The 12,338-nt window shown below is 72.7% G+C and carries 9 protein-coding genes; 6 read left to right on the top strand and 3 right to left on the bottom strand.

Going from position 1 to position 12,338, the window contains the following annotated elements; translation table 11 throughout:
• The first annotated feature begins 418 nt into the window (after positions 1-418).
• Positions 419-2,125, top strand: a complete 1,707-nt coding sequence (locus tag AB0M30_RS42090) for a discoidin domain-containing protein (RefSeq protein WP_364596577.1) — start codon at positions 419-421, stop codon at positions 2,123-2,125.
• 8 nt (positions 2,126-2,133) lie between these two features.
• Here AB0M30_RS42090 and AB0M30_RS42085 read toward each other — a convergent pair whose 3' ends face one another.
• From AB0M30_RS42085 to AB0M30_RS42075, 3 genes are all read right to left on the bottom strand, one after another.
• The gene (locus AB0M30_RS42085; protein WP_364596574.1) at positions 2,134-3,180 is read right to left on the bottom strand and encodes a LacI family DNA-binding transcriptional regulator; all 1,047 of its coding nucleotides are present in this window, start codon (positions 3,178-3,180) and stop codon (positions 2,134-2,136) included.
• Between the two features lie 83 nt (positions 3,181-3,263).
• Entirely contained in the window at positions 3,264-6,284 is a 3,021-nt protein-coding gene (locus AB0M30_RS42080) for a discoidin domain-containing protein (protein ID WP_364596571.1), read from the bottom strand.
• A 124-nt stretch (positions 6,285-6,408) separates the two neighbouring features.
• On the bottom strand, positions 6,409-6,993 hold the full coding sequence (locus tag AB0M30_RS42075; RefSeq protein WP_364596568.1) for a dihydrofolate reductase family protein: 585 nt from the start codon (positions 6,991-6,993) through the stop codon (positions 6,409-6,411).
• A gap of 93 nt (positions 6,994-7,086) precedes the next feature.
• On the opposite strand from AB0M30_RS42075, the gene AB0M30_RS42070 reads away from it, so the two are divergent.
• The 5 genes from AB0M30_RS42070 (at position 7,087) to AB0M30_RS42050 (ending at position 12,178) form a co-directional block, all read left to right on the top strand.
• Complete coding sequence (locus AB0M30_RS42070; protein WP_103341553.1) at positions 7,087-7,842, top strand: sulfite exporter TauE/SafE family protein; 756 nt, start codon at positions 7,087-7,089, stop codon at positions 7,840-7,842.
• Between the two features lie 30 nt (positions 7,843-7,872).
• Positions 7,873-10,137, top strand: coding sequence for a xanthine dehydrogenase family protein molybdopterin-binding subunit (locus AB0M30_RS42065; protein ID WP_364596565.1), 2,265 nt, complete (start codon positions 7,873-7,875; stop codon positions 10,135-10,137).
• Positions 10,134-10,604, top strand: a complete 471-nt coding sequence (locus AB0M30_RS42060; RefSeq protein ID WP_364596562.1) for a (2Fe-2S)-binding protein — start codon at positions 10,134-10,136, stop codon at positions 10,602-10,604. Before AB0M30_RS42065 ends, AB0M30_RS42060 begins: the two co-directional genes overlap by 4 nt.
• Complete coding sequence (locus AB0M30_RS42055) at positions 10,601-11,413, top strand: xanthine dehydrogenase family protein subunit M (protein ID WP_364596559.1); 813 nt, start codon at positions 10,601-10,603, stop codon at positions 11,411-11,413. The genes AB0M30_RS42060 and AB0M30_RS42055 overlap by 4 nt, the downstream gene beginning before the upstream one ends.
• Positions 11,414-11,509: 96 nt before the next feature.
• Positions 11,510-12,178 (top strand): flavin reductase family protein, encoded by a 669-nt coding sequence (locus AB0M30_RS42050; RefSeq protein ID WP_364596714.1) that lies wholly within the window; start codon positions 11,510-11,512, stop codon positions 12,176-12,178.
• Positions 12,179-12,338 lie beyond the last annotated feature (160 nt).

The following is a 12,338-nucleotide window of genomic DNA, read 5'->3' as shown; positions in this document are numbered from 1 at the left end:
GCTCGCGCCGGCGTCGGGTGGTGCGGCGGGTTCGCGTCCGGGCACCCGCCCGGCGCCGTGAGCCGGAAGAGCGGTACCGGGTGGTGCGAGGAGCGCGAACCAGTCAGCCCGAAAGGGTGTGTCGCGGCGGAGCCGTCCCGGCTGGCGGTCACGGAACCGGTTCCGTCGGTGAGATCGCAGTTAACAGCGCCGGGTTCGGCGGAGTCAAGGCTCCGGCGCGGATTTTCCTCGCCCGGACCAATGTCCGGGGCCGGCCGCGACCGCCCGGCGCTGGGCCGTTGACATTTTACGACTCTTTATTTATATCTTGAACTAAGAGCGTGCCGACGGCCGGGACCCACACCCGCGCCGGAGACCACGTGAGCCGATCCGCGCCGGGGCAAGGCCGCCCCGGCGCCGGTTCGCCGTGGAGGTGCCCATGCAACGCCGCATGCCGAGGACCCGGGTTCTCGCCGTCCTCGCCCTGACCCTGGCCGCCCTGCTCACCGCACCGGTGGCGCAGGCCGCGCCCGTCCTGCTCTCCCAAGGCCGTCCGGTGACGGCGTCCTCCGCCGAGTCCGCCGCGTTCCCGGCGGCCGCCGCCGTCGACGGCGACCCCGGTACCCGCTGGTCGAGTGGCTTCAGCGACCCGCAGTACCTCCAGGTCGACCTCGGCTCCAGCCAGCAGCTGTCCCAGGTCGTGCTGAACTGGGAAGCCGCCTACGCCAAGGCGTTCACGCTCCAGGCGTCCGCCGACGGCAACACCTGGACGTCGCTCTACTCGACCACCACCGCCACCGGCGGTACGCAGACCCTGAACGTCACCGGCAGCGGCCGGTACGTCCGGCTGACCGGCACCCAGCGCGCCACGCAGTACGGCTATTCGCTGTGGGAGTTCCAGGTCTACGGCGGGGGCGGCACGACCCAGCCCGGTGACGTCCTGCTCTCCTACGGCAAGTCCGGTCAGGCGTCCTCGTACCAGGACGACGGCAACTGCCCCGGCTGCCTGCCGGCCAAGGCGTTCGACCACGACCCGGCCACGCGCTGGGCGACCAGCGCGACCACCGGCTGGGTCGACCCGGGCTGGATCACCGTCGACCTCGGCGCTCCGGCGGCGATCCACCAGGTCGTCCTGCAGTGGGACCCGGCCTACGCCGTCGCCTACCAGCTCCAGGTGTCGAACGACAACGCGAACTGGACGACGCTCTACTCGACGACCACGGGCAAGGGCTTCAAGGAGACGCTGACCGTCAACGGCTCGGGTCGGTACGTCCGCATGTACGGCACCGCCCGGTCCAACGGCTACGGGTATTCGCTGTGGGGCTTCGACGTCTACGGCACCGGCGGCAACCCGACGCAGCCGCCGCCCGCGCCGCCGGCCCCGCACTTCCCGGGCACGCTGGTCTGGAGCGACGAGTTCAACGGCGCCGCGGGCGCGAACCCGGACGCGAGCAAGTGGACCGCCGAGACCGGCCCCGGCGTCAACAACGAGCTCGAGTACTACACGAACAACAACAACGCCAAGCAGGACGGCCGCGGCAACCTCGTCATCCAGGTCCGCCGGGAAGCCACCCCGGGCAGCGCGTGCCCGGTCGACCCGATCAGCGGCAGCGGTACCTGCCAGTACACCTCCGGCCGGATCAACACCGCGGGCAAGTTCAGCTTCACCTACGGCCACGTCGAGGCGAACATCAAGGTGTCCGGCACGCAGGGGCTGTGGCCCGCGTTCTGGCTGCTGGGCGCGAACTTCTTCAGCGGCACGCCGTGGCCGAACTGCGGCGAGATCGACATCATGGAGCACGTCGGCAAGTCCCCGAACCTGGCCTACTCGACGATCCACGCCCCGGCGTACAACGGTGCCGGTGGTATCGGCGCACCGCTCGACCTCGGCCAGGACGTCTCCGCCGGCTTCCACCGCTTCGGCCTCGACTGGGACGCCTCGCACATGACCTTCTCCGTCGATGGAAACGCGTTCGAGACGATCAACCGGGACACCGTCGAGAGCACGCGCGGGCCGTGGGTGTACGACCACCCGTTCTTCCTGATCCTCAACAACGCCATCGGCGGCGACTTCCCCGGGCCGCCGGGAGCGGGGACCGTGCTCCCGCAGGACATGGTCATCGACTACGTGCGGGTGTACCAGTGACCGCCGGGCTACGTCGGTGATTCCTCGCGCACCGTGCCGCGGTCGGCGACGCTGACCGTCTCCTGAGTCGACTCGCGGACCACCAGCGCCGTCGGGACGATCAGCGGGGCGGCCGGCGCCGGCGCGCCGGCCAGGCGGTCCAGCAGCAGCCCGGCCGCCGTCTCGCCCATCAGCCGCAGCGGCTGGCGGATCGTGGTGAGCGGCGGCTGGGTGTGTGCGGCCAGGGGGATGTCGTCGAAGCCGACCACGGCGACGTCCCCCGGCACCGCGCGGCCCGCCTTGCGCAGGCCGGCCAGCACCCCCGCCGCCGTCAGGTCGTTGTGCGCGAAGACCGCGTCGAACTCCGGGCCCGTTTCGAGGAGCTGGAGGATCGCCGCCTCGCCGCTTTCGCTCGTGAAGTCCCCTTCGATGATCAACCGCGGGTCGAGGGTCCGGCCGGCGTCGAGGACGACCTCGTTGAAGCCGTTGAGGCGGTCGGCGGTGCAGCCGAAGTCGCGGGGGCCGGTCACCGTGGCCAGCCGGGTGCGGCCGGTGGCGAGGAGGTGGCGCGCCGCGGACGCGCCGCCCTGCCGGTTGTCCGTGCCCACCGACGGGAACGCCGGACGGCGGCCGCGGTCGTCGATCACCACCACCGGCAGCCCGGAGTCGTGCAGCACGCGCAGGTGCCGCACCGCGTCCGGCGGTTCCACCAGCAGGAGCCCGTCGAACGCCTTCGCCGAGACCTGCCGCGAGAACTCGCCGAGGGAGTCGGCGCCGCGGTTGGCGGTGGACAGCAGCAGGCCGTAGCCCTTCGACTCCACGACGTCGGCGACGCCCTGCAGCACTTCGCCCATCCACGGCCAGGTCAGTCCCGGCACCAGCATCCCGACCGTGCGCGTCACCCCGCGGGCCAGCCCGACCGCGCCGGCGCTGGGGATGTACCCGGTCGCGGCGATCACTTCGCGCACCCGGATCGCGGTCGCCGCGTCCACGTCGGCCTTGTTGTTGAGCACCCGCGACACGGTCGTCTTGCTCACCCGTGCGCGGCGGGCGACTTCGGCGATCGTGACGCGCATCCGTCCTCCCGATCGGGCGGGTGGAAAGCTCCGTGGTGCCAAGGTACTCGCCCGCGGGCCCGGCGCGAGGTGTCCGAGATCGATCAAGTGCGGACCGACAACCGCGTGAGGCTCGCGTCGCCGGCCTTCCAGCGCGTCCGGACCGCCACGTACCGGGCCGGTCCGGTGTCCGCCGTCGCGTAGGTGACGCCGTCGACGCTGGTTTCGACGGTGGCGGCGGGGACGCGTCCCCGGGTCCAGATCAGCTCGACCGCGGAAACCTCCGTCACCGCCCCGAGATCGACGACCATCCGGCCGTCCGGGCCCGGCCGCCATGCGGTCGCCGGGTCGTCGTCGACGGCCGCGGCCGGGGCGGACATGCCCGGCGGCAGCGGCTCGGCGGGGAAGGTGGTCCGCCCGAGCGCGCGGTCGGCCAGCGGGTACGGGCGGAGTTCGCCGAAGACGACCGGCACGGTCCGGCGCGGCGGCAGCAGCACCGGCCGGGCGCGCCCGCCGTCCGGGGTCACCGTGACCAGCACGGGCAGCAGCCCGGCCGGCGCGGTGAGGTCCACCCGGCTCGCGTCGTGGACGACCGCTTTGACCCCGGCGGGGCCGGTCAGCGTGAACCGCGGGGGCTCGATGCGGCCCTCCGCCGCGGCCAGCGCGTAGGAGAATTCCGTGCCGGTCCGGGTGACGGCCTGCTCACCGCGGTAGAGCCGGCGGGTGGCGCCCGGGATGGTCACGGTGCCGCGCACCGCGGCGTCGCCGAGGTTGAGCAGCACGAGGAAGCCGTCGGTGACGGTGGCTTCGACCGCGGCCGCGCCGGTGGCGACCCGGCCGGACGCCTGCGGCGGACCGGGCCGCAGCTCGGCGACGAACCGGACGGGCGGGCCGTCGGAGAGCGTGACCCGGTCGCCGGTGACGGTGAGCGGGTTCGGGCCCGCGACGGTGATCCCGGCCCGGCCGTCGATGTCCAGCCGGCCGCCGGTGCTGCGCAGTGCGGGCACCGGGTAGCTCCCCGCCGGCGTCCAGGTCACGCCGTCGGGCGAGGTTTCGATCCGGTACTTCCGGCCCGCGGCCGCCTCCCAGCTCAGCCGCACGCGGCCGAAGGTCACCGGGGCGCCGAGGTCGACGGCCAGCCAGCTGTCCGCCCGCGTCCGGTCCGATGTGGACACTGCCCACCTGGTCACGGCGTCGCCGTCGATGGCGTACTTGGCCTCCTTTCCCGGAGACGACGAAGAAGCCGACGCGGTGCCGGCTCGCGCGAGGTCGGGGCCGTCGCCGACCTCGAACGCCCAGAGCGAATAGCCGTACTGCGGGTCCGGCTCGACGCCGAGCATGCGGACGTGCCGGGCGGTGACCGGGGAAAAGGTCAGCTCGTCGGTCCGGGCGCCGGCCGGGGCAGTGCCCGCCTTCACTGTCACGGTCCCTTCGGCGGCGGTGTAGGTGCGCTCGCCGTCGAGGCCGGGGACGCCGGGCATCGCGAGGTTGTAGACGTCCAGCACGCCTTCGCCCGCGGCGATCCCGCTGCTGGCGTAGACGGCGGTGCCGGTCGGCAGGGTGGCCAGCGCCGCGTACCCGGTGGCGAAGCGCAGGAGGCCGACGGTGCCGTCGAAGCCGTCGCGGACCTTCGAGTACGTCGTGGCGTGCCGTTCCCGCACCGCGAGGTTCGTCGACGGCAGCAGCACGGGGTTCGCGCCGCCGAGCACGAACAGCCAGTCGTCGTGGTGCGGCTGCCAGGCGAACTTCACGAACCCGGGCTTGCTGACCGTCCCGGCCCAGGCGGCGGGGGAGCGGTGGGCCAGCAGGCCGGGCCCGGCACCGAAGTCGGCGACCCCGGCCGCGTGGGCGTCGAACTCGCGCCCGGTCACCGGGACGACCGGGCCGCCGTGCGCGGCGCGCCATTCGTGCAGCAGGTAGCTGATGGCGAGTTCGGCGCGCGCCTCCGGCTCGTACTTCGGTTCGCCCGAGAACTTCGTGAGCCGGTCGGCCGGCGGGTAGGCCTGGTAGGGCTCGAGGCGGGCGGCGAGGTCGGCTTCGGCGCGGGCGGCGTGCCGGTCGCCGAGCACCTGGGCGCGGAAGGCCAGCGGGATGACGTCGCGGCCGTAGAGGTGCTCGCGGTCGGCGACCATCGGCATCAGCGGCTCGCCGGCGTCGCTGGTCATCAGCAGCATGGTGCGCCAGAGCAGTTCGCCGTTCGGCTGCGCGGTGAGCACCTCCGGCAGCGGTGTGCCGGCGGCGAGGAAGTGCATCGCGTTGCGGCCGGAGGTGCGCCAGAGCTCTTCCTGGTAGTGCGGGCCGAACGAACCGTGGTTCTCGACGAGGAAGGTGTCGTAGAGGTTGGTGGCGGTGTTCGCGCTGACCGGACGGCCGTCGACGAGCCGCGGGTTGGCCAGGTCGGCGGCGGGCAGCCCGGCCTCGTTGCGGCTCCACGCGCCGAAGGCCGTCCGCCACTCGGCCGCCCGCGGGTCGTCGGCGGCCCACGCGAGGGCGGGGGCGAGGGATTGGGCGTAGACGCCCATCTCCTCGAGCTTCGTGTCGCCGACGTGGCCGCCGAGCAGGCCGTGCGGGGTCCAGCTGCCGGAGTCCGGGTCGTCGCCGGTGCCGAGCGCGGTGGTGTAGGCGGCCTGCCCGGCGGTGATGCGTTCGACGTTCTGCCGCGTCGGCTCGTCGAGGTCCGTCCACAAGAGACGGGCGGCGAGCACGAAGTACGACTGGAAGGTGGTGTCGAAGAACAGCTTCCGGCCCCACTCGGTCCCGCCGGCCAGCCGGTTCGACGCGGCGAAGCGCCGGAGCGTGGCCAGGGTGTGCGCGCGGAGGGTCTCCCGGTCGACGCCGGCGATCGTGGCGTCGTAGCCGTCGCGGGTGAGCAGGACGGCGTTGCCGAGCACGACGGCGAAGGTGAAGTCCCGGGCCGGGTAGGTGCCCGCGGCCGGGTCGAACTGCTGCTCGGCCCAGCGCGTGTGCCGCAGCAGGACGCGCAGGTACGTCGCGGCGACCGGGTCGGGCGGCCCGCTGCCGGCCGCTGCTCGCGCCAGGCCCGGGAGCAGCCCCGAGGCCAGCGCGGCCGCCGCTCCGCCCGCGCCCAGCAGGCGGAGCGCTCGCCGCCGGTCCAGCTCGCCCATGCCCGCCTCCGCTCGTTGACAACCTTGTCAGCGCGGATTCTGGGACGCCGTCCGCCCACCGGGCAAGCCCCGCGCGCGATCCCGTCCGGTTTCGGACAACCCCCGGAGTAATTCGTATAACGCTCTATACCCGGCGGTCATATCGCGCGATCAAGACGCCCTTGGTCGTGGGAACACAGCTCGTGAGGGCGAACTCGGTGGGCGGCGCGTCGCCGAAGAGCCGGGCTCCCGTCCCGAGGGTCAGCGGGTGGATCAGCAGGGTGTAGTGGTCGACCAGCCCGGCGGCGTGCAGGTCCCGGACCAGCGACGCGCTGCCGATGATCGACAGGTCCCGGCCGGGGCGACCCTTCAGTTCGGCCACCGTCTCGGCCGCCTCGCCCCGCAGCAGGATCGAGTTTTCCCAGGCACCGGCGTCGTCGAGCGTGGTCGAGGCGACGTACTTGGTGGCGGCGTCCAGGTGCGTGGTGAACGGGTTCCCGTCGGTGCGCCCGCCCCAGGCGGTGGTGAAGTCCTGCCACGTGCGTCGGCCGAACAGCATGTCGCCGGGCCGGCTCATGCCCTTGGCCATCTCCCGGGCCAGGACGTCGTCCTGGTAGCGCGTGCCCCAGCCGCCGTGGGTGAAGCCGCCGCGGGTGTCCTCGTCGGGACGGCCGAGGCCCTGCACGACGCCGTCGAGGGTGACGCTCATGGTGACGGTGATCGAACGCATCGAAGCTGTCCTTCCGCTTGTTCCGGTTGTCACCGCTGAGACGAACGGCGGTGGCCCGGATCGACAGCCGGGGGCGCGTGGTGGGATGACAACGTGATCACCGACCCGTGGGTGCTGCTCCTGCTCGTGCTGGCCGGCGTCGGGGCCGGCCTGACCGGGGCGACCGCCGGGCTCGCGTCGCTGGTGTCCTACCCGGCGCTGCTCGCCGCCGGCCTGCCGCCGGTGACCGCCAACGTCACCAACACCGTCGCCATGCTGGGCACCACCGTGGGCGCGGCGGCCGGCGCGCGTCCCGAACTGGCCGGGCAGCGAAGCCGGCTCGTCCCGCTCTGCGCCATCACCACCGTCGGCGGGGCGTGCGGCGGGCTGATCCTGCTGCTGACGCCGTCCGACGCGTTCACCCGCATCGTGCCGTGGCTGATCGGCGGCGCGTCGCTGGTGCTGATGGCCGGGCCGCGGCTGCGCCGGCTGGCCGAAGGCGCCGAACACCACGGCCTCAGCCCGGCGACCGGCGTGGTCGCGTTCCTGATCGGCATCTACGGCGGCTACTTCGGCGCCGCCGCCGGCGTGCTCATGCTCGCGCTGCTGGTCAGCGTCTGGAGCCAGCCGCTGGCCCGCACCAACGCGGCGAAGAACCTGATCACCGGCTCGGCGAACCTGCTCGCCGCGATCGTCTTTTCGGCCACCGGCAAGGTCGTCTGGCCGGCCGCGCTCGCCGTCTGCCTCGGCTCGCTCGGCGGCTCGTGGCTGGGGTCCGCGCTCGTGCGCCGGCTGCCGGCGACGCCGTTGCGGATCGGGATCGGGATCGGCGGACTGGGCCTGGCGGTCGTCCTCGCCCTGAGGGCATGATCGGCGGGGTATCGGCGAGCAGGAGACCAGATGAGCATTGTCGGGACCAGGGTGGTCCGCCAGGAAGATCAGAACCTGATCACCGCGGGCGGCACCTACGTGGACGATCTGCGGGCGGAAGCGCTTTCCGGTGCCGCGCACGCGGTTTTCGTGCGAAGTCCGATCGCGCACGCGCGGATCGGCGGCATCGACGTGAGCGAGGCGAAGGCGGCACCCGGGGTGCTGGGCGTGTTCACCGCCGCCGACCTCGGCCTCGAACCGCACGCGGCCGGACCGGTGCAAGAACCTTGGCTGGCCGACGGGGTGGTGCGCTACGTCGGCGAGCCCGTCGCGCTGGTCCTCACCGAAGAGCGCTACCAGCTGGCCGACGCCGCCGAGCTGGTCGACGTCGACTACGAGCCGCTGGACGCGGTGGCGAGCATCGGCGCCGCGCTGGACGGCGAGACGCTGCTGTACCCGGACACCGGCAGCAACATCGTGCAGGTCAACGGCGCGGAGGAGTTCGACGACACGATCTTCGAAGACTGCGACGTCGTGGTCACGCGGACGATCGCCAACCAGCGCGTCGCCCCCGCGCCGCTGGAAGTGCGCGGCGCGTCCTGCGCCTGGGGCGCGGACGGCCGGCTGACGGCCTGGTTGTCCACGCAGAACGCCCAGATCGCCCGGATGCAGCTGGCGGCGAGCCTCGGCGTCGGCGAGGAGTCGGTGCGGGTGATCGCGCCGGACGTCGGCGGCGGGTTCGGTGCGAAGATCGGCGCGGACCCCGAGGCGACCGTGCTGGGCTGGGCCGCCAAACGGCTCGGGCGGCCGGTGCGCTGGGTCGAGTCGCGCAGCGAGAACCTGACGTCGATGACGCACGGCCGCGCGCAGCTCAACACCGTGACCATCGGCGGGAAGCGCGACGGCACGGTCCTCGCGTACCGCCTCGACGTCGTCCAGGACGCGGGCGCGTACCCGCGGACGCTGTTCCTGCCGACGCTGACCGAGCTGATGGCCGTCGGCGTCTACCGGTTCCCGCGGGTCCAGACCCGCAGCCGCGCGGTGGTCACGAACACCACGCCGGTCGCGGCCTACCGCGGCGCGGGCCGTCCGGAGGCGACCGCCGCCGTCGAGCGGGCGATGGACCTGTTCGCCACCGAGCTCGGGCTGGACCCGGCCGACGTCCGCCGGGTCAACTTCATCCGGCCGGAGGAGTTCCCGTACCAGTCGCCGACCGGGGCGTTCTACGACACGGGCGAGTACGCGGCGGCGCTGGACAAGGCGCTGGAGGCCGCCGGGTACGCGGAGCTGCGGGCCGAGCAGCGGCGGCGGCGTGAGGCGGGCGACCCGGTGGAACTCGGCCTGGGGATCGCCGCCTACGTCGAGATCACCGGCGGCGACGGCGGCGGCGAGAGCGGCCGCGTCGACATCCACCCGGACGGCTCGGTCGTCGCGTGGACCGGCAGTTCGCCGCACGGGCAGGGGCTCGGCACGTCGCTGGCGATGCTGCTGTCCGACCAGCTCGGCGTCCCGCTGGAGAAGATCACCGTCCGGCACGGCGACACCGACGAGGTGCCGAAGGCGATCGGCACGTTCGGCTCCCGGTCGCTGCAGCTGGGCGGCTCGGCGATCCGGCAGGCGGCCGAAGAGGTGATCACGCAGGCCCGCGAGCTGGCGGCCGAGCTGCTGGAAGCGGCGCCCGAGGACCTCGAACTGGACGCCGAGCGCGGCGTCTGGCAGGTCCGCGGCGCGCCGTCGAGCTCCGTGCTCAGCTGGGCGCAGGTCGCCGAGACGGCGTCCGACGGCAAGCTCACCGCCGACGTCTGGTTCGGTGGCGGCACGCCGACGTTCCCGTTCGGCGCGCACCTCGCCGTCGTCGAGGTCGACACCGAGACCGGCAAGGTCGAGCTGCGCCGGATCGTCGCCGTCGACGACGCCGGCCCGATCGTCAACCCGCTCACCTTCCGCGGCCAGCGCCACGGCGGGCTCGGGCAGGGCGCGGCGCAGGCGCTCATGGAGGTCGTCACCTACGACGAGGACGGCAACCCGACGACCGCGACGCTGGCGGACTACTCGTTCATCACCGCCGTCGAGCTGCCGGACTTCGAGCTCGTCGACATGGCCACCCCGACCGACCGGAACCTGCTGGGCGTCAAGGGGATCGGCGAGGCGGCGACGATCGGTTCGACGCCGGCGGTGCACAACGCCGTGGTGGACGCGCTCTCCGCGCGCGGCGTCACGCACCTGGACATGCCCACGACCCCGATCCGGGTCTGGGCGGCACTTGAGGAAGCTCGGAAGGGAAGCGCGCAGTGAAGGTCTCGATCGAGGTCAACGGGCGGCCGGTGACCGAGGAGGTGCCCGACCGGACGCTGCTGGTGCACTTCCTGCGCGACACCGCCGGCCTGACCGCCACGAACATCGGCTGCGACACGACGTCCTGCGGCGCCTGCACGGTGCTGCTCGACGGCGAGTCGGTCAAGTCGTGCACGGTGCTGGCCGCGCAGGCCGACGGCCACGCCGTCACCACCGTCGAGGGACTGTCTGCTTCGGACGGTGCGCTGCACCCCGTGCAGCGCGCGTTCCGCGAGCAGCACGGCCTGCAGTGCGGGTTCTGCACGCCGGGGATGATCATGGCGGCGGTGTCCCTGCTGGCCGACAACCCGAAGCCGACGCGCGACGAGGTCCGCGCCGGGCTCGAGGGCAACCTCTGCCGCTGCACGGGGTACCACAACATCGTCAGCGCCGTCGTCGATGCGTCGGATCAGGAGGTGGACCGGTGATCCCCGCTTCGTTCCAGTACCTGCGGGCGTCCACTGTGGACGAGGCGCTGACGTTGCTCGCCTCGCACGGCGACGACGCGAAAGTGCTGGCGGGCGGCCACTCCCTGCTGCCGCTGATGAAGCTGCGGCTGGCCGCGCCGGAGTACCTGGTGGACATCGGCCCGCTCGACGAGCTGCGCTACGTCCGGCTGGAGGGCGGCGAAGTCGCCATCGGCGCGTTGTCCCGGTACAGCGCGCTGGTGCAGGACCCGGTGCTGCTCGAGCACGCGCCCCTGCTGGCCCACGTGTCCGGCGAGGTGGGCGACCGCCAGGTCCGCCACCGCGGCACGATCGGCGGCTCCCTGGTCCACGCGGACTCGGCGGCGGACCTCCCGGCGGCGGTCCTGGCCTCCGACGCGGTCCTGGTGGCCCAGGGCCCGTCGGGGGAGCGCCGCATTCCGGCGGCGGAGTTCTTCCTCGGCCCGTTCACGACACCGCTGGAGCCGGCGGAACTGCTGACGGAGATCCGTCTCCCGGCCCAGACGGGCCAGGGCTGGGCCTTCGAGAAGTTCACCCGCCGCGCGATCGACTGGGCGATGGTCGGGGTGACGGTCGTGGGCGGCCGCGTCGGCTTGGTGAACATGGGCGGCGTGCCCCTGCGCGCCACGGCCACCGAGGAAGCCTTGGCGGCCGGGGCATCGATCGAGGACGCGGCGGCATTGGCGGCCGAAGGAACGAACCCGCCGGACGAGCCCCACGCGACGGCGGAGTACCGCCGCCACCTCGCCCGGGTACTGACCCGGCGGGCGTTGACGCAAGCGTCGCGGTAAGCGGTAGGGGGCGGCACTTCTGGCCGGTGCCGCCCCTTGATCGCGATGGCCGATTCCCGCCAGCGGCGAGTCCCGTGTGGACGGCACGATCGGGGGGTGAACACTGTTGCGCACACGCCCATCGAGCCCGGTATCCTGTATTTCGGTACTCCGGTGGTGGTGATTTCCAGTACCAATGAAGACGGTTCGGCCAATCTGGCCCCGATGTCCTCGGCGTTCTGGCTCGGCTGGCGGGCGGTGCTCGGGCTGGGCGTCCGGTCGAAGACGGCGCAGAACCTGCTGCGCACCCGGGAAGCAGTCTTGAACCTGCCGTCGGAGTCGATGGCCCCGGCGGTCGATCGGCTGGCCCTGACGACCGGCTCGGACCCGGTCCCCGACGGCAAGCTTCGGCGGGGGTACTTCCACGTGGCGGACAAGTTCGCGCGCGCCGGGCTGACACCGGTGGCGTCGTCGACCGTGCAGCCGCCCCGGGTCGCGGAATGCCCGGTGGCCATGGAGGCCGTCGTCGAGGCGGTGCACCCGGTCGGTGACGACGGGGGAGTGGTCGCCTTCGAGGTGCGGGTGCAGCGGGTATTCGTGCACGAGTCGATCCGGATGGTGGGTGAAGAGGACCGCATCGACCCGGACGCCTGGCGGCCGTTGATCATGAGTTTCCAGAAGTTCTACGGGTTGGGGCCGCAGGTGCATCCTTCAACGCTGGCGGGGATTCCTGAGCGGCTCTACCGTGGTCCGGACATCGAACGGGCTCGGCGGGTGGCTATCTGAGGCCTGCTGCTTTGGTTGCCCTGATTGGCTTTCCGGTGTTTTCCGAGGCGGGGTCGTTGTACCCGTTCGGTGACTGTTCAGGTCGTTTCTGGGCTGTGAACGGGACTGTGGGATGATCTTGTTGTGGGGGAAGGTGTTCGTCCGTCGTATGATGAGCTGG

Origin of the sequence: Amycolatopsis sp. NPDC051716 (genome assembly GCF_040681595.1) — a bacterium.
Classification (GTDB): Bacteria; Actinomycetota; Actinomycetes; order Mycobacteriales; family Pseudonocardiaceae; genus Amycolatopsis.
Note: the sequence above shows the minus strand (reverse complement) of the source record. Positions and strands in the feature narration are given on the sequence as shown.